Here is a 16,199-nt window from a genome sequence, read left to right on the forward strand (position 1 = left end):
TATGGCCGCCGTAGAAAAAACCACGGAGGGGGCTCGCGCCCCCTTCTACTCACCCGTTTCTGACGAATGCGATATCTTCGAAGCTGCTGAACGCCATGGGCTGCCGCTGCTTTTGAAAGGTCCGACCGGTTGCGGTAAGACGCGCTTCGTCTCTCACATGGCTGCCCGTTTGGGTCGCCCACTTTATACCGTAGCCTGTCACGATGACTTGTCTGCTGCTGACCTTGTTGGTCGCTATCTTCTGAAGGGCGGGGAAACCGTCTGGGTTGATGGTCCACTGACGCGCGCTGTGCGTGAAGGGGCGATTTGTTATCTGGACGAGGTGGTCGAGGCGCGCAAAGACGTGACCGTTGTTCTGCACCCGCTGACCGATGATCGTCGCATCTTGCCTCTGGATAAAACCGGCGAAGAAATCGAGGCCGCCCCCGGCTTCATGCTCGTCGCATCCTACAACCCGGGGTATCAGAACATCCTGAAGACCCTGAAGCCTTCAACCCGCCAGCGTTTCCTTTCGATCGACTTCGATTTTCCTTCCCACGAACGTGAGATCGATATTGTCACACGCGAAAGCGGGCTGGATGTCAGTCGGGCAACGTCCCTTGTTCGGCTGGCAAACAAACTGCGCGGCCTGAAAGGGCAAGATCTGGAAGAGGGCGTTTCGACCCGCCTTGTGATCTATTGCGCCACGCTGATCGAAGACGGCATGTCCGTTGACCGTGCAATCCGCGCGGCGATGATTGAGCCTCTGTCTGACGATGAAGACGTCAAACGGGGACTGATGGACCTTGTCACCGCGATCTATGGCTGATGCCAATCTGCGACCGGCCATGGGGTCGGTCGCAGCCTTCACACTGGATGACCTGACACCCGAGGTTCCCTATGTCCGAACGTGTATTCGACCCCTTTGAGCCCGAAGAAACCGTTGGCAAGATCTGGCATAAATACGCCAGCGGTCTTGACGCCCGCAGCACGCATGACGAAACCGCTGTTTCGCTCGAAGAAATCTCCGGCCGTCTAGGTGTATTCTTCCGCGGGCTTGGCGAATCTCATGCGGCTGAGATCAAGCCAGCGACTCTGCAAGTCTCAAACCACCGGCTTTCCTTCCGCCGTGCCTTGGGCACGTGGCGCGAACGTGAAGCACGGCCCAGCTTTGATGGCGAAGCTCTGCGTCTTCCCGAGATTATCGCCGAATTCCCAGCGCGCGAGGCCAACGCTGCGCTCTATTTCTGGCTTGTGGCATCGGTTGCGCATGCGCCCGAACCTATTGTCGACGAAGACCCTTTGCGGGCTGATCTGCGTGCACTTCAGGCGTCGATCGCGATGACGCAGGCAACGCTGAAGGACTGCCCCGGCTTGCGCGGGTTTTATGAAACTCTTGTCGGGGCGTGTCGGGCAACCCGACCTGACTCGAAGCTGCCAAAATTTGAGGCCGCGATGGAGGGTGCAATTGACCATCTGTTGGGTGGGCCGGAACCTAAAGGCAAACTTGATGGTGAGTTCGTGGCGCTGATCCGTCAGCCAGATGCGGATTTGGATCACCTGCGCGCGCCAAACGGCTATCGCCCGTTTCGCCCGGTGCCGATGTGGCCTGACCTACGCCCCATGGCGAAACGCGCAGCGGCTGACCGGCTGCCGGAAAGCGAAGAACAAGGGCAGGGACCCGGCGACGAGGCCGAGGGCACCAAGGCGGCCCGCCGTTCCGAAAGCGATCTGGCTGAACGGCGTGATAGCCTGATCTTGCATAAGTTCGAGGCGATTTTCAGCTGGGTTGAAAGCCTGAATATGAACCGCCGGGTCGAAGATGATGATGAAGACAACGCCCGCCGTGCCGCCGAAGATCAGGACGAGTTGGCGCTTGGTCAGGTGTCCAAAAAGACCGCCACGCGATTGAAATTCCACCTTGATTTGTCACCGGAAGATGCGGAACGGGAACGTTTATCAGGCAAGTTTCTCTATCCCGAATGGGATCACCGGAAAGGGGCCTATATTCCCGCGCATGCACGCGTTCTGGCCAGCGTCGCAGATGAGGTCGAGGCGCTGGAACACGATCCCGCCACCGAACGCCGCATCCGCGCGGTGAAACGCCAGTTTGAAGCCTTGCGCCCCAAACGCGTGATCCTACCGCGCCAGATGGACGGCGATGAGCTTGATCTTGAAGCCGCCATTGCAGCCCAGGTCGAACTAAGGGCTACCGGACGCTCTAGCGATCGCGTCTATCGGGCCGCACGCGTGATGGAGCGGGATTTGGCGATCTCGGTCTTGATGGACATCTCGCGATCAACGGAAGCCTCGATCGGCGAGCGCAATGTGATTGACGTGGAACGTGAAGCCATGACCGCCCTATCTTGGGGGTTAAATGCCTGTGGGGATGATTTTGCGATCCACGCGTTTTCGTCCCTGAAACGTGACCGGGTGTATGTGCAGAAATGCAAAGGCTTCGACGAAAAAATGGGCCCCCGCGTCGAGGCGCGCATTGGTGGGCTGACACCTGCGTTTTACACGCGGCTCGGTGCCGCAATCCGCCACATGACGGCAGAGTTGGACGACCGCCCAAACACGCGCCGGTTGCTGCTGGTTCTCACCGATGGCAAACCCAATGATCTTGATCACTACGAAGGACGACACGGGATCGAAGACAGCCGCATGGCCGTACGCGAAGCCCGCCGAAAAGGGCATGCGGTGCATGGCGTTGTTGTTGATCAGAAAGGGCAGGGCTGGGTTCAGCGTATCTTTGGCACGGATGGATTTTCGATTGTGCCAGACCCCACAAAGCTGACGGCCGCTCTGCCAGAGATCTATCGCCAGATCACGGGTGGCGCATGAGTGACCAGGCTTCCGTTTTGGACGAGCTGCCCGGAGATCTGATGATCTGGATCCTGATCGTCTCGGAGCTTTTGGTGTTCGGCGCGGGATTATTGGCCTTTTTGGGCATGCGGGCGATGGACCCGGTGGGATTTGCAGCCGATCAAGCGCAACTTGATCGTGTTGCCGGGGCGGTGAACACAATCGTTCTGGTGTCCAGCGGGTATTGCGCTGCGCGCGCGGTGCAGTCTGCACGTCACATGCGGGCGTGGTTGTCCGGCGCAATGGCGCTTGGCCTTGTTTTCTTGATCATCAAATGGATCGAATATGCTGAGAAAGCACGCCACGGGATCGGGATCGAGAGCAGCGATTTTTTCACCTTCTACTACCTTCTGACCGGCTTTCATGCGTTGCATGTCGTGGCTGGGCTGGTGATCTTTGCGCTGTTGATGCGCTGGGGCACCCCGCGCAATCTGGAAGCCGGCGCCGCCTTTTGGCACATGGTCGATCTGGTCTGGGTGCTGCTGTTTCCGATCATTTATCTGGTGCACTGATGACAACACCGATCCTAAACCGCGCCCTTATCCTGTTGATCGGTTTAAGCTTTGTCACCACGGTCTTCGCTGGCGTTCTGCCCGAAGCCGGCCCCATCTTTGTCCTAACCGTCCTGGCGCTGTCGGGTCTGAAGGCCCGCGTGATCCTGTCGGATTATCTGGGACTTCGTGATGCGCCCAGCTTTCGGGGTGGGTTCACGGCGTTTCTCATCGGGTTTTTAGGGTTGGCGGCGTTGATCTATGCGTTGCCGATGGCGATGTAGATTAGCTTGACGATGATCAAGGCCGGGGTGCGTTTGGCTTGATACCCATGGGTCTGAACTTGACAGGAGTCTCACCATGAACGCTCTGAAATTGGCCGTTTGGGTCATGGTCGTGGCCTCACCCGCTATGGCGCATCACGACAAAACCCCGCTGCGCGAGGCCGTTGTCGATGGACATACCCACGATGTAGGTGGCGCAACCTTTTGGTTGGCTGGCGCTGCTATTGCAATGATTATCGCGATGATCGCTGTACAGAAATCGGTGTTTCGTAAGTGATGGCTGATGCGCAAGACAGATCTGGCCGTTGGCCAGTCTGGTTGCTGGCCGTCGTGCTTTACCCGCTCGCCGCAGGTGCGGCGGCTGTAAACTTGTTTTTCTTTACCCTGATGACGCAAGCCATCGGGTTAACCGCGTTGACGCCCGTGCAATCCATCATCGGGGGCGTCATTCTTGGCGTGCCATTTGCGTGGATTCTCCGGGAAATGGATGCGCGGGTTAATCGACAAGGCGGAAGACGAAGCCTGACGGACACAGATATGAAGGGCAGACCATGACCCAGGTTCTAAAACGCATCCTCAGTGAAGGGTTTCGAGCGTTTTTTCTGGGGGCAGCGATCTGGGCCATCTTGTCTGGCGTGATCTGGGAGTTCTGGTTGGGCGCGCAAACCGTTGGCAACGGGGTTGAGATGTCGAACCTCGCCATGTCGCCTTATGAATGGCACGCGCATGAGATGATTTTCGGATATGCTGGCGCTGCGATCGGCGGGTTTTTCCTAACGGCAGTGGCAAGCGGGCGCGGTTTGGTGATAACGCTGACTGCTTGTCTTTGGGCGGCGGGCCGGATTGCGATGTGGCAATCATCGGCGCTACCTTCTGGGGTTGTTGCTGGCATTGATCTTTCCTTTCTACTGGTCTTGATCGCGCGGATAGCCGTTCAATTGGTGCGTCGCCCAAAACCCCAACATGCGGTGTTTTTGGTGTTCCTAACCGCGCTTATGGCGGGAAACATCGCTGTGCATCTGGATTGGACCGGTCTTGTTCCGGGTGCCGCCTATGAAGGCCTTCGACTGGGTCTGCTTGCGCAAATCGGATTGATCATCGTGCTGGGTGGCCGCGTGACGCCCGGCTTTATCCGAAATGCGATGAAACGTGCCCAACGACCCGAGGCGACGTGGCCCCCCGTCACGCCCCGGCTAGATCGTGGAACGGTGGCCTTTGCTGTACTTTTGCCGTGGAGCCTGCTCATTCCCACCCTGCACCCGATGATCGCCTTGGCACTTGCCTTATTTCATGGGCTGCGATTGGCGCAATGGCGGGTGACATGGACGCTTCGTGATCCTCTTTTATGGTCTTTACTTTCCGCGCAGACTTTGGTTGTCGCTGGCCTTGCTCTTTGGGCCTTTGCGCAATGGGGCTTCGGAGATGAGGTTGGTGCGTTGCACGTTCTGGGCGTTGGCGGGATCGGTGGCATGACGCTTGCAGTTATGAGCCGCGCGATCCTTGGCCATACGGGTCGTGCTCCCATTCCACCGACATCCGTTGCATGGGGATATGGGCTGATGATTCTGTCTGCCGTGACGCGCTGGCTGGCCGCTGATCTTCTGATCACTTGGCACAACACGTTGATCTTGATTGCGGGCGCAGCGTGGATCGCAGCCTTCGTGCTGTTCCTCGTCGGATTTATTCATGCACTGACCGGCCCGCGTCCGGTTCGCGAGGTGCGCCCAACGCCACCCCTGCCAGACCACATGAAACGTCTGCGGCTTGACGTTGGTTAAGTGCGTGCCTCTGGTCTTGTGTCACAGTCCGGGCAAGGCCCACCCAGCGAGGTTATCCCACAGCCTCGTCCTAATACTGCGAATACGGCCTCTGTGATCATGTCGCCTCTGTTCTTGGGTGAGGCCGGTGGCGAAACCGATCACGCTTGGGTTTTCGAACCCTTAGGCCAACCGCTCAGGTGTATTTATTTGCACCATGAGGCCGAGTGTCATCCATCTGGGTGGCGGGTGGTTGGTCTTACTTTTCTACAGTCAAAGGGTTTGGGCCCGCATCTCGATATCTGTCGCCGACTTGACAAACATCATGTCGAGGGATCGTGCAATCGGGTTCAATGGCTCAACAGATGATGCACCGGAGGGACGTCCCATGGATTATCAAGGCTACTTCAAAACCCGCCTGAACGCGCTGCGCGATGATGGTAATTATCGCGTATTTGCCGATCTTCAGCGAAAGCGCGGATCCTTTCCAAACGCCAAACACCGAGGTGCCGATGGCACTGGGGATGTGACGATCTGGTGTTCAAACGACTATTTGGGCATGGGTCAACATCCTGACGTATTAAATGCGATGCACACCGCGATCGACACCGTGGGTGCTGGCGCAGGGGGCACGCGCAATATCTCGGGCACAACGCATGAGCACGTATTGTTAGAGGCCGAATTGGCAGACTTGCATGGCAAAGAAGCCGCGCTGCTGTTCACGTCGGGCTATGTGTCGAACTGGGCCGCACTTGGCACGCTTGCCTCGCAAATTCCGGGCTGTATCGTGTTCTCGGACGCGCTGAACCATGCGTCGATGATCGAAGGTATTCGCCATTCAAAAGCCGCGCGGGTGATTTGGAAGCACAACGATCTTGAAGATCTTGAGGCCAAGCTGGCCGCTGCAGATCCCGACGCGCCGAAACTGATCGCGTTTGAAAGCGTCTATTCGATGGACGGCGACATCGCCCCGATCAAAGAGATCTGCGATCTGGCCGATAAATACGGCGCCATGACCTATCTGGACGAAGTACACGCCGTTGGCCTTTTTGGACAACGCGGCGGTGGCATTGCCGAACGCGAAGGTCTGATGGACCGTCTGACCGTCATCGAAGGCACATTGGGCAAAGCGTTTGGCGTCATGGGCGGCTATATTGCTGCCTCGGCCGAGCTTTGTGATTTCGTGCGCAGTTTTGCCAGTGGGTTCATCTTTACGACCGCCTTGCCACCCGCCGTGGCCGCTGGCGCACGTGCGTCTGTGCAGCACCTGAAGCGTTCGAACACCGAACGTGACAGCCAGAAAGAACGCGTGGCGACAGTGCGCGCGGGGCTTGACGCGATGGGCATTCCCCATATTGAAAACCCGTCCCACATCATCCCCGTGATGGTGGGTGATCCGGTGAAGTGTAAGTTCATCACCGACACGTTGATGCGTGACTTTGGGGTTTATATTCAGCCGATCAACTATCCAACCGTGCCCAAAGGGACTGAGCGGTTGCGGATCACGCCGTCACCTGTTCACACGGATGCCGACATCGCGCATCTGCTGGACGCATTGGAAGAATTGTGGAGCCAGTGCGAAATTGCACGCGTTCCCATGGCGGCGCAGTAAATGCGCATCGCGTCTGTTACCGCGCAGGGCCGTGGTGAAACGGATCGGTTGTTGGCTGAACTCGCCACGACACTGCAACGAGCCGGAACGCGGGCTGTGGGGATCGTAAAACACCTAGAACATGAAAGTGAGTTTGAGAACGGGTGCGATATGAAAGTGCGCGTTTTGCCAGATGGCCCGGTGATCGCAATCACCCAACCGCTTGGCCCCGGATCAGGCGCGTGCCGTTTGGATCCCGCCGGAATTGCAGATGCGGTTGCGTCGGTGACAGGGTGCGGTGTTCAAAATGCGGATGTTTTCATCCTAAACAAATTCGGACCCGAAGAAGTTGAAGGCCGTGGATTTCGCGCGGCCATTGCTGAGGCGATCGAAAACGATATCCCCGTTCTGGTCGGCCTTGGGGCAGGGGAAAACAGTCGCAAAGGTTTTGCCGATTTTGTTGGCGAAACGGCGGAAACGCTGCCCGCAGACCCAGAGTCTGTTCTGACCTGGGTCCGCGGCTGATTTTTAGGCAGACGCGGCTTTAAGCGGCGAACCCTGGCCCGCCAAATGTAATTTGATTGCGCGGGCTACCATGGCGTCAACGCCCGGCAACTGGCTGATCACAGGTAAAACCCGCCCGTTAAACCCACCCGCTTTCAAGGCTGCATGAACATCACGGCGCACATGGTCACCTTCCATCGCGAAGAAGGGCAGGCACAGATTGTCCCCGTTCAGCCCCTTAACCTTCTCGGGGATCGAGGGGTCTTGTTCCAGAAACCCAACCTCGATGGATGTGCCACCCAGTGCGATTTCCAGCTTCGAGGTAAAGTCACGCGTGGCGCGTTCGGGGGCAGGGCGGCCGCTGCCTGATCCATGCGCGACCAGAAATAAGGGGTCGCCATCGCCCAGACCTTCTGCATGCAAACCTGCTGCTGCCAAACCGGGCAAATCCGGGTCCATTCCAAATGGTGCCATCAGTTCGACGGGCGCGTCGCCCAGCCGGCCTGCCAGACAGGTCCGCACGAACCAGCCATCCGACATGAACAACGGATAGACAGGTGCGCCGGGTTTTGTCTTGGCCAGCACGTCACTCACACGGCCGGGCGCGGCCAGCGTAGCGCAACCTAGCTTCACACCGGGCAAATGGGTTTGCACTCGGGCGACATAGTCGGCCAGAGCGTCTTCGGCCGGTTCAGGCGAGGACGGTTGCCCGTGTGAGATGATCAAGGCGTCGAAATGGTCCATGGCTGGCTCCCTTCAGGGCTGGCGCGTGGTTAATGACTCGTACCTTCTTCGAAGGTGATCTTGTTCCATACGTTGTATTTTCCAGACGGTTTGCGCATGGGCAGACGCTTCACGATCTCAAGCGTTTTCGCGTCATAAACCAACACCTCGCCGTCGTCTTCCCAGACTGAAACCAGCGCGTGGCTGCCATCTTTGGTAAACTCTACATGGGCCACGGTGGCACCGGGAACGGGGCGCAACGTCTTAACGATCTCAAGCGATTTCTTGTCGATGATGTGCATCGCATCCTTGTTTGGCCCGAAGAACACATCAGCCCAGACGTAAGGCGAGTTCTTATGGCTTCGCATGAAGAAGCCGGGGCCCTCGGTTTCGACCCGCTTCACGGTTTCCCAGCTGTTCATATCAATGACCGACACCACGCCCTCTTTCAGGTGCGGGGTTGCCATCACGGTTGATCCGTTGCGTTCCCAGGTGATGCCCGACCCAAGGTGAGGCATGCCGGGCAGATCCAGATTGGCAACTTTCATGCCGATCACCAGATCAATGACCAAGCCGTCCTCGCCTTTGCGCGACGCACCCATGACGTGTTCATAACTTTGGTCAAAGAAGAAATCGTCCAGATAATCCGGCGTGGTGATCTTGCGGATCGGGAAATCTGTGTCCTGTTTTGTCGGTCCTTCGATGCGCCAATCATGTGTGAATCCGGCAGCATATATGCCTAGATCGGGGTTTTCGCTGTACGAGACCTCCCAAATTTCGGTTACATCTTTCAGGGCTACTACGAAGCTTTCGCGCGGCGGGGCCTGATAAACAGCAGACACGCGGCTTGGTGTGCCATCCTTGCCAACAACCTCGTGTACTTCGGCAACCGAGAGGTCTTCGGTCGATAGAATGGTCAGCGTGTTGGGCAGATAGCTTGCAACAGCCAACCACTTTCCATCGCCCGACATCGCGATGTTGCGGCTGTTCAGGCCGGCGCGCACGCGGCCCACCTGTTTCAGCGCGTAGATGTCGTATTTCTGAACCCAGCCATCACGTGACATGATGAAGACGAACTTGCCATCGGGGGTGAACTTAGGCCCGCCATGCACGGCGAAGGGCGTTGCGAACCGGTCGAGCACCTCGAACGTGTCGCCGTCCAGAACCGATACATGGTGGTCGCCGGTTTCAACGGCCAGCGTGATGTTCATGGGATCCGAGTCCCAGACCGGCGCGTCAACAGGCGCATAGTCTTCGTCCATCACGCGGCTGGCCATGATCTGTTCCTCGCCCCATGGGGGGACGACATCAAGCGGGGTTTTCAGATAGGCGGCCAATTCTTCGATGCGCTGGTCTGACAGCTCTTCGCTGTAGCCTGGCATCTGCGTTGCGACGCGCCCATCGCGAATGACAGCCTCGATCTTTGGGCCGCGCATGCGTTTGAGTGTTTCGGGGATTACGGCTGGGCCTTGCGCACCCAGACGGTTTTCCGCGTGGCAATCCGCACAGAATTCCTTGTAATCCGCGATGGGATCGGCGCTTGCCGCGAAAGGCAACGCGACCAGCGCCGTGGCAAGGATTGCGGCTTTAAAAGAACTGGTGTTTCGGGTCATTGCTTTTTCCTCGGAAGGGGGTGACTTCCAGCCGGTCGGCTTCAGCCACGCCAATTTCGTCGTTTGTCAGGTAACAGGCCGGATCTTCGGCCCATGGGTCGCCCGTGACTTGCAGGGCGCGAATTCGGGTGTTGCCGCCGCAGACATCTTGGATCGCGCAGGCCCCGCAGCGTCCCTTCAGCGGACGTGGGCGGGTGCGCAAAGTTGCGAGCATTTGATCGTCGCTTGTCCAAAGGTCGGAAAACTTGTCGTCTTTCACATTGCCGACGGTGTAGTCGGACCAATAGGTGTCGGGGTGTACTTTGCCCAGGAAGTCGATATTGGCGACGCCCAGACCGGATGAATTGCCACCCCAAGCCACAAGATGTTCACGCAGATGAGCGATCTTGTCAGCGTCAAACCGTTCTGCCGCCCAGCGAAGGAAGTAACCTGCGTCGGCGTCATTGTTGCCGGTCACGATGTCCAGCTGACGGCCGCCATTCGCGCTTTCCCAAGCGCGTTCCAGCAGCAGGTCCAACCCTTTTCGGGTCATTTGGTGGTGCGCGTCTTCGCCCCGGTTTTTGTCGCCACGTCCAGCGTAGACAAGGTGGGACAGATAGAACTTATCGACCCCTTCATCATCGCACAGCTTGATAAGGTCGGGCAGGTGATGCTGGGTGCCTTCGGTCAGGCAGAACCGAAGACCCACGCGAACACCGCGTTTCTTCAGCTCGCGCACGCCGCGTACGGCGGCATCAAACGCGCCATCGACACCGCGAAACCAGTCATTCGTTTCGCCAATGCCGTCGATCGAGATGCCGACATAGTTGAACCCGATCTCGGCGACCTGATCGGCGGTCTTTCCGAAAATCTTGGTGCCGTTGGTGGACAAGGCCAGCACGCGGGTCAGTTTGCGGGCCCGTTCGGCCAGCGGGAATAGATAGGGGCTATCGAGAGGTTCGCCGCCTGACAGGATGATTGCAGGCACTTTAAACTGGCCCAGATCCTCGAGCGTATCAAACGCTTGTTCTTCAGACAGTTCACCGGGAAACTTTACGTCTGCAGAGACCGTGTAGCAGTGCCGACAGCGCAGATTACAGCGGCGTGTCAGGTTCCAAATCACCACTGGTTTGACCATGCCGGCCCCACCGCGTTTGCGCACGGGGGTCGGAGCAACAAGCTGGTGCATGTATTCAGTCAGGCGGAACATGTCAGTCCCCTTTCTTCCGAAGCCGAAGCCCCGTCTTTTTTAAAATACGTGTGGAATAGAGCGTGTCGGATGCGTTCAGCGCATCGCCCAGAAGGGTCACGATCTGCTGACGTTTTTCCTCGACCTCGTCACGAGACGTCCCGTGGACCATGGCAAACAGGTTATAAGGCCAATCCGGCAGCGCGCGCGGACGTTCGTAACAATGGGTGACGAAGGGCAAGGCGCCGATCTTGGGGCCGATTTTGCCAAGCGCCGCGTCGTCCACGTCCCAAACGGTCATACCGTTGGCTGTCATGCCCAATTTATAGTGGTTGGGGGCAGCGGCAATCCGGCGGATGATGCCGCTTTCTTTCATCGCTTCCAACCGTTTGGTCAGGTCGTCTTCGTCCAGTCGTAACCAACCCGCCACTTCAGCAAACGGGGTAGAGACCAGCGGCAAGCCGGATTGCAGCGCTTCGATGATGGCGCGGTCTGTTGCGTCAATGCTCATGCTGCCACCCTGAAGCCAATGAAGAATTCCTGAAGCTTGGGAAATTGTTTCACCTCAAGCCCGGTCTCTTGCTCGATCCGGGTGGCCATCTGGTCGATGCAATCTGGCGTTTCGCAGGCCAATACAAACCACATATTCAACTTGTGTGAGCGTTCATAATTGTGGGCGACTTCCGGGTGGGCGTTCACTTGCTCGCACACCTCGTCAAAGCGTTCGGCGGGCACTTCCATTGCGCAGAGGCAAAAGGCCCCCCCCATCGCGGCCGCGTCGAAAAACGGGCCAAAGCGGGTCAGAACACCCGAGCTGCGCAGGTTTGTGACGCGGGTCAGCAATTCGTCTTCGGTCAATCCCAGTTTCTCAGCCAAGGGTGCAAAGGGGCGGTGCTCAAGCGGCAGGTCGTCTTGAAGCGCGTTCACCAAGCTGCGGTCGATATCATCAAGCGGTGTCATTCTGCGGTCTCCTTCGCTTTGGCAATCATTGCGCCGGTCTGGCGAAAACAGCGGGTGGAAAAGAGGGTTTTGTGGTCCACATCCGACAGCGCGGGCAGGGCCTTCGCCTTGTCCAGAACAGACAAGGCATCTTCGCGCGACATCGCGTGGATCATGCAGTAAAGCCGATAAGGCCAGATGCCAGCGACTGGGCGGCGCTCATAGCAAAGCGTCACACCGGGCAGGGCAGCCAGTTGGGTACCCGCCTCGTAAATCCGGCCTTCCGGCACGTTCCAAACGACCATCGCATTGGATTTCCAGCCCAGCTTGCGATGGCGCACGATCACGCCAAGGCGCGACAGGATACCCGCATCCGTCAAGGCGCGAATGCGGGTGATCACTTCGCCCTCGCTGCGACCAAGTTGATCAGCAATCACGGCGTAAGGGGCGGGGACCAAAGGCATTCCGGTGGTCAGGATGCTCATCAAGGCTTTGTCGCCCTCGCGGATCGCAGACATATCCACGGCACGAGGGGCGGTCTGCATCACGGGGGTGTCACCGCCGCTCATCTTGAAGCCAAGGTCGATGTTGAACGGCTGCATCAGTCGCAAGTCTAACACACGTAATCCGGTGCGATCCGAGATGCGCACAAGCGACGCATTCACCGCATCGCGATCCGGACCCGTGGCCACAAACCAGATGTTCCACCGGTCCTCACGCTCGTAAGAATGATTGACGCCGGGGTCTTCGTTGATGATCGCCGCGACCTTCTCGATCTGACCTTCAGGGGCGGCCACCGCCGCCAAGGTCGAGGCCGACAGAGTGTTCGGCGCACATGTCGCGCCAACCCGAGTGATACGCCCAGATTCCTGCATATCTGCAAGGCGGGTCTGCACATCAGTCTCGGTGGTACCGGCAACCTTCGCAATCTCTGCGAAGGGTCGGGGCACCACAGGGAAATCGCGCTGCCAATCGTCCAGCAGGGCACGGTCAATGGGGTCGGCGATATCTTTCATGGCTTACAGCCCCGTCCGGTGCGCGCGGGCGGTGAAGAAAATGCCCGAGGGGCTGTCGGCCTCAATCTCGCGCAGCAGTTCGAACGTGTGGGTGTCATAGACCTTCACCTTGTTCTCATCACGCACGCTGACCCAAATCTCATGGCCTCGCGAGGTGAACTCCATATGCAGCACGGCGGGGCCGGGTTTAAACTCGTGGATGATCTTTTTCGTTACGGTGTCGATCACCTGAATGGTGTCGTTCTTGGGGTGGGCGAAGTTGACCCAGACCTGACGGCCATCGGGGCGGGCCATTGCGAATACAGGTTGGGAATAGGTCTTGGTGCGGCCAGTTTCCTCAAGTGTATTTGCGTCGATCCAGAGAACCTCGTGATGGCCCACGGCGGGCAGCACAAATTCGGATCCGGTCAGCGCCCAACCTTCCAGGTGGGGCATCTTGTAAACCGGCATATCTTCCTGCCCGCGACCATAGTTTGGCAGTACGCGGATCGGCTGGGGATCGTCTGCCCACAGATCCAGCGCGGTCAGACCGTCTTCGCCAAACAGCCCGGTGATATAGGTGCGACCGTTTCCGGTGACCAACGCGTCATAGGGGTTTTTGCCCATGTCGGGGATTTTGGTGATTGTGGGATCGCCTTCACCGGACATGTCCGCAATCCACGTCTCGCCCGTGTCCCACATGGTAAACACGAAACGGCGACCGGGGGCGTCGACCAGCCCGATTGTTTTCGATCCTGTTGGAATGTCTGCAACCAATTCCAGCGTGTCGGCATCAAAGACGCGTACGCCGCCGGGTTCATAATTTGATACCGCAACAAGCTTGCCATCATCCGAAATCGCACCGCCGATCGAATTGCCTCCTTGAACAACGCGGTTCGCGATCTTGCGTTCCACGATGTCGACTTTGGTTAAGCCACCGTCGCGACCAAACACATAAGCAAAACGCTCGTCTGGGGAGTAAACCATCGAGGCATGGGATAAATCACCCAACCCTTCAATCCGCGTAAGCGACGCGCGCTCGGACTGATCGACCAGAAGGACGGACCCTTTGGCGCGTTCGATCACCAGACCCAAGTCGCCGGTGGCGATGGTCTCGGCGAAGGCAGCGGTGCCCAGAGTGGCGGCAAGCGCGATGGCGGAAATCAGGGTTTTCATGGGGTTTCCCCTTTCAAAAGATACTCTGCGATCCATGCGGCCTCTTGCTCGGAAATGAGGGGGCGCCATGGGGGCATCGCGGTGTCGGGAATGCCGTCGAGGATGACAGTCGTCAGAACCTCGGCGTCGTAATGTTCGATGGTTTCGGGCCGGATGTCCGGCCCAAGCCCGCCTTTCAGCGTCAACCCATGGCACGAGCCGCAATCCTGATGCACCAGACGGGTCAACGCCGTCTGATCCAAGGCGGGTTCGCCTGCATAGGCGGCCCCGGTCAGAAGCAGCAGTGCCAAGTGGCTACGCATGGGCGACCTCTTGTGCGGGACTGGGCAGGGCGCCTGCGTAAAGCGTGACGACTTTGCCGATGACAAACAGCGTTGGTGGTTTAAGCCCAGCCTCGCGCGCGTCCGTTGCCACATGATCAAGGGTCGAAATCATGCGTTGTTCGTCTTGCGAGGTGGCTTTCGAGATCGCCATAACAGGCGTCGCACCGGGCAGGCCTTCGGTCATAAGGCCAACAGCGATCTGACCGATGTTGGCCACGCCCATATAGACGACCAGCGTTGTGTCGGGATTGGCCAGCCGTTTCCAGTCAAGGTCCAACACACCATTGGCCTGTCGGTGCCCGGTCACGAATTGCACGCCTGTCGCCAAGCCGCGATGGGTCAGGGGCACGCCTGTCACACTGGCCACACCTTGGGCCGCAGTGATGCCAGGGGCGTATTCAACCTCGATCCCTTGGGCCTGCAAATGCGCGGCCTCTTCCGAGCCACGCCCGAAAATCAGGGGGTCACCGCCTTTAAGACGGGCCACAGTTCGCCCGGCGCGCGCCTCTTCGGCCAAAATTTCGTTGATGCCGTCTTGCGGAACTGTGTGACGGTCGGACGATTTACCGACGAAGATCATCTTCGCATCCGCACGCGCCATGCCCACAATCTCGTCCGAGACTAGGCGATCATAGACCACCGCGTCGGCCTCTAACAGCATGCGGGTGGCCTTCATGGTCATCAGTTCCGGGTCTCCGGGGCCTGCGCCGATCAGGTATACTTTACCGGTCATATTCTCTCTCGCTCGTCAAATGGCTGGCTGGACGCCACACACCAACTGAGAGACGAAAGCGCGGGGTCGCGCCAATTAAAACATCGCCAGCGGGTGAGGCATGGGCCGGTTTGTGGGAATAAGATGGGCCTTTGATGATTTATGTTCCTTGACGAATGTTAAGAGAGTGGAAGAAGGAACGGTTGTATTGACCAGTTGTTCCGCAAAAACCGATCTACGATGCCTCGATGATTATGAGTTCGAGAACCCAAGGCCGTGGGTTCGCCATCATGAAACCCAAGCAGGCAACGAACAATGTTCAGCATGCTAGCTAGGAACGACTGGTTGCTGTTGAGAGCTTCTGGATTAAAAACTGCACGAGTTAATGATCTTTAATTTGGTTGGAATTCTATCATACACGATGTCCGTATCTATTTGTTATTAATATATAAGAGTTGGTTCGCTGGTGTGTTCTGTCCCCGAAAGTTCACATGTGCATGTTTGATCCTTGTCAAGGCGAGGCCTGTGGATTCGCCTAATTGTTTCATGGAATCAGTAACCGGAGCCATGGATGCTTTTCCGCAGGCATAGGATTGAAACGAACACGTCAGGTGACCGCAGTGGTCGCCTGTCTCTTCGTGCTTTCCTTACACTGTTGGGCGCTATGGCGCTGGTGTTACAGCCATTCACCGCCTCGCTCGGGCATGCCAGTAATATGACGTGGATCGAGATTTGTGCCGATGAAGGTGGGACTTATATTCAGGTTGATCTGAGCAGCGGCGATTCCGATCCGGAAAGCGACCACAAGTGCTGTGAGGATTGCACCAATTGCGTAATCTGTTCGTCTTCTATGACTGGCCTGTCTTACGGACAGGATGGAAGAAGTTATGATCGTTCCGGTTTGACCCAGGCAACAGTTTTGCACACCCAAACCCTTGGTTTGAACCAAGAACGAGCTTGGCCTGAAACCCGTGGACCTCCAGCCGCGAAAACTGGAAAATCGAACTGCGCCGCGCGTGGCGCATTCACAGTAATCCCTCATCTAAAAGGAGGTGCGCTGTGAACATAAAGCGCGCAAT

19 protein-coding genes are annotated in these 16,199 nt (G+C 57.8%); 10 read left to right on the forward strand and 9 right to left on the reverse strand.

What is annotated here, in order from left to right:
- Position 1: 1 nt before the first annotated feature.
- The 9 genes from AC0L6A_RS05185 to AC0L6A_RS05225 all read left to right on the forward strand — a co-directional run bounded on the left by AC0L6A_RS05185 (position 2) and on the right by AC0L6A_RS05225 (position 7,492).
- Positions 2-808 (forward strand): CbbQ/NirQ/NorQ/GpvN family protein, encoded by an 807-nt coding sequence (locus tag AC0L6A_RS05185; protein ID WP_246928370.1) that lies wholly within the window; start codon positions 2-4, stop codon positions 806-808.
- 71 nt (positions 809-879) lie between these two features.
- Positions 880-2,823 (forward strand): nitric oxide reductase activation protein NorD, encoded by a 1,944-nt coding sequence (locus tag AC0L6A_RS05190; protein ID WP_473292643.1) that lies wholly within the window; start codon positions 880-882, stop codon positions 2,821-2,823.
- Positions 2,820-3,356 carry a cytochrome c oxidase subunit 3 gene (locus AC0L6A_RS05195; RefSeq protein WP_473292644.1) on the forward strand — a complete coding sequence of 179 codons (537 nt, stop codon included), beginning with the start codon at positions 2,820-2,822 and terminating at the stop codon, positions 3,354-3,356. Before AC0L6A_RS05190 ends, AC0L6A_RS05195 begins: the two co-directional genes overlap by 4 nt.
- Positions 3,356-3,619 carry a cytochrome C oxidase subunit IV family protein gene (locus AC0L6A_RS05200; RefSeq protein ID WP_473292646.1) on the forward strand — a complete coding sequence of 88 codons (264 nt, stop codon included), beginning with the start codon at positions 3,356-3,358 and terminating at the stop codon, positions 3,617-3,619. The genes AC0L6A_RS05195 and AC0L6A_RS05200 overlap by 1 nt, the downstream gene beginning before the upstream one ends.
- 76 nt (positions 3,620-3,695) lie before the next feature.
- The gene (locus AC0L6A_RS05205; RefSeq protein ID WP_473292647.1) at positions 3,696-3,896 is read left to right on the forward strand and encodes a hypothetical protein; all 201 of its coding nucleotides are present in this window, start codon (positions 3,696-3,698) and stop codon (positions 3,894-3,896) included.
- On the forward strand, positions 3,896-4,174 hold the full coding sequence (locus tag AC0L6A_RS05210) for a hypothetical protein (protein WP_473292648.1): 279 nt from the start codon (positions 3,896-3,898) through the stop codon (positions 4,172-4,174). Before AC0L6A_RS05205 ends, AC0L6A_RS05210 begins: the two co-directional genes overlap by 1 nt.
- Entirely contained in the window at positions 4,171-5,397 is a 1,227-nt protein-coding gene (locus AC0L6A_RS05215; RefSeq protein WP_473292650.1) for an NnrS family protein, read from the forward strand. The genes AC0L6A_RS05210 and AC0L6A_RS05215 overlap by 4 nt, the downstream gene beginning before the upstream one ends.
- A gap of 367 nt (positions 5,398-5,764) precedes the next feature.
- Positions 5,765-6,988, forward strand: coding sequence for a 5-aminolevulinate synthase (gene hemA, locus AC0L6A_RS05220; RefSeq protein ID WP_473293384.1), 1,224 nt, complete (start codon positions 5,765-5,767; stop codon positions 6,986-6,988).
- Entirely contained in the window at positions 6,989-7,492 is a 504-nt protein-coding gene (locus tag AC0L6A_RS05225; protein ID WP_473292652.1) for a DUF2478 domain-containing protein, read from the forward strand.
- Positions 7,493-7,495: 3 nt separating this feature from the next.
- Here AC0L6A_RS05225 and AC0L6A_RS05230 read toward each other — a convergent pair whose 3' ends face one another.
- From AC0L6A_RS05230 to cobA, 9 genes are read right to left on the reverse strand one after another with little or no spacing between them, the layout of a single operon-like run.
- Entirely contained in the window at positions 7,496-8,215 is a 720-nt protein-coding gene (locus tag AC0L6A_RS05230) for a cobalamin biosynthesis protein CbiX (protein ID WP_473292654.1), read from the reverse strand.
- Between the two features lie 29 nt (positions 8,216-8,244).
- A complete protein-coding gene (locus tag AC0L6A_RS05235; protein ID WP_473292655.1) occupies positions 8,245-9,807 on the reverse strand; it encodes a cytochrome D1 domain-containing protein in 1,563 nt (520 codons plus the stop codon).
- On the reverse strand, positions 9,782-10,996 hold the full coding sequence (gene nirJ, locus AC0L6A_RS05240; RefSeq protein WP_473292657.1) for a heme d1 biosynthesis radical SAM protein NirJ: 1,215 nt from the start codon (positions 10,994-10,996) through the stop codon (positions 9,782-9,784). Before nirJ ends, AC0L6A_RS05235 begins: the two co-directional genes overlap by 26 nt.
- A gap of 1 nt (position 10,997) precedes the next feature.
- Entirely contained in the window at positions 10,998-11,486 is a 489-nt protein-coding gene (gene ahbB / locus AC0L6A_RS05245; protein WP_473292658.1) for a siroheme decarboxylase subunit beta, read from the reverse strand.
- Positions 11,483-11,935, reverse strand: coding sequence for an Lrp/AsnC family transcriptional regulator (locus tag AC0L6A_RS05250; RefSeq protein WP_473292659.1), 453 nt, complete (start codon positions 11,933-11,935; stop codon positions 11,483-11,485). Before AC0L6A_RS05250 ends, ahbB (AC0L6A_RS05245) begins: the two co-directional genes overlap by 4 nt.
- Positions 11,932-12,930 (reverse strand): siroheme decarboxylase subunit beta, encoded by a 999-nt coding sequence (ahbB, locus tag AC0L6A_RS05255; protein WP_473292661.1) that lies wholly within the window; start codon positions 12,928-12,930, stop codon positions 11,932-11,934. Before ahbB (AC0L6A_RS05255) ends, AC0L6A_RS05250 begins: the two co-directional genes overlap by 4 nt.
- 3 nt (positions 12,931-12,933) lie before the next feature.
- The gene (locus AC0L6A_RS05260; protein ID WP_473292662.1) at positions 12,934-14,085 is read right to left on the reverse strand and encodes a cytochrome D1 domain-containing protein; all 1,152 of its coding nucleotides are present in this window, start codon (positions 14,083-14,085) and stop codon (positions 12,934-12,936) included.
- Positions 14,082-14,387 (reverse strand): c-type cytochrome, encoded by a 306-nt coding sequence (locus tag AC0L6A_RS05265; protein WP_473292663.1) that lies wholly within the window; start codon positions 14,385-14,387, stop codon positions 14,082-14,084. The genes AC0L6A_RS05260 and AC0L6A_RS05265 overlap by 4 nt, the downstream gene beginning before the upstream one ends.
- A complete protein-coding gene (gene cobA / locus AC0L6A_RS05270; RefSeq protein ID WP_473292665.1) occupies positions 14,380-15,141 on the reverse strand; it encodes a uroporphyrinogen-III C-methyltransferase in 762 nt (253 codons plus the stop codon). Before cobA ends, AC0L6A_RS05265 begins: the two co-directional genes overlap by 8 nt.
- A gap of 550 nt (positions 15,142-15,691) precedes the next feature.
- Between cobA and AC0L6A_RS05275 the strand changes: the two genes are divergently transcribed.
- Positions 15,692-16,183, forward strand: a complete 492-nt coding sequence (locus tag AC0L6A_RS05275; protein ID WP_473292667.1) for a hypothetical protein — start codon at positions 15,692-15,694, stop codon at positions 16,181-16,183.
- Positions 16,184-16,199 lie beyond the last annotated feature (16 nt).

Source organism: Aliiroseovarius sp. D2-2 (genome assembly GCF_055809455.1).

Bases quoted from the DNA above. Each gene is read 5' to 3' on its own strand.
- AC0L6A_RS05185 (WP_246928370.1), top strand. From the start codon at position 2: ATGGCCGCCGTAGAAAAAACCACGGAGGGGGCTCGCGCCCCCTTCTAC.
- AC0L6A_RS05190 (WP_473292643.1), top strand. From the start codon at position 880: ATGTCCGAACGTGTATTCGACCCCTTTGAGCCCGAAGAAACCGTTGGC.
- AC0L6A_RS05195 (WP_473292644.1), top strand. From the start codon at position 2,820: ATGAGTGACCAGGCTTCCGTTTTGGACGAGCTGCCCGGAGATCTGATG.
- AC0L6A_RS05200 (WP_473292646.1), top strand. From the start codon at position 3,356: ATGACAACACCGATCCTAAACCGCGCCCTTATCCTGTTGATCGGTTTA.
- AC0L6A_RS05205 (WP_473292647.1), top strand. From the start codon at position 3,696: ATGAACGCTCTGAAATTGGCCGTTTGGGTCATGGTCGTGGCCTCACCC.
- AC0L6A_RS05210 (WP_473292648.1), top strand. From the start codon at position 3,896: ATGGCTGATGCGCAAGACAGATCTGGCCGTTGGCCAGTCTGGTTGCTG.
- AC0L6A_RS05215 (WP_473292650.1), top strand. From the start codon at position 4,171: ATGACCCAGGTTCTAAAACGCATCCTCAGTGAAGGGTTTCGAGCGTTT.
- hemA (WP_473293384.1), top strand. From the start codon at position 5,765: ATGGATTATCAAGGCTACTTCAAAACCCGCCTGAACGCGCTGCGCGAT.
- AC0L6A_RS05225 (WP_473292652.1), top strand. From the start codon at position 6,989: ATGCGCATCGCGTCTGTTACCGCGCAGGGCCGTGGTGAAACGGATCGG.
- AC0L6A_RS05230 (WP_473292654.1), bottom strand. From the start codon at position 8,215: ATGGACCATTTCGACGCCTTGATCATCTCACACGGGCAACCGTCCTCG.
- AC0L6A_RS05235 (WP_473292655.1), bottom strand. From the start codon at position 9,807: ATGACCCGAAACACCAGTTCTTTTAAAGCCGCAATCCTTGCCACGGCG.
- nirJ (WP_473292657.1), bottom strand. From the start codon at position 10,996: ATGTTCCGCCTGACTGAATACATGCACCAGCTTGTTGCTCCGACCCCC.
- ahbB (WP_473292658.1), bottom strand. From the start codon at position 11,486: ATGAGCATTGACGCAACAGACCGCGCCATCATCGAAGCGCTGCAATCC.
- AC0L6A_RS05250 (WP_473292659.1), bottom strand. From the start codon at position 11,935: ATGACACCGCTTGATGATATCGACCGCAGCTTGGTGAACGCGCTTCAA.
- ahbB (WP_473292661.1), bottom strand. From the start codon at position 12,930: ATGAAAGATATCGCCGACCCCATTGACCGTGCCCTGCTGGACGATTGG.
- AC0L6A_RS05260 (WP_473292662.1), bottom strand. From the start codon at position 14,085: ATGAAAACCCTGATTTCCGCCATCGCGCTTGCCGCCACTCTGGGCACC.
- AC0L6A_RS05265 (WP_473292663.1), bottom strand. From the start codon at position 14,387: ATGCGTAGCCACTTGGCACTGCTGCTTCTGACCGGGGCCGCCTATGCA.
- cobA (WP_473292665.1), bottom strand. From the start codon at position 15,141: ATGACCGGTAAAGTATACCTGATCGGCGCAGGCCCCGGAGACCCGGAA.
- AC0L6A_RS05275 (WP_473292667.1), top strand. From the start codon at position 15,692: ATGCTTTTCCGCAGGCATAGGATTGAAACGAACACGTCAGGTGACCGC.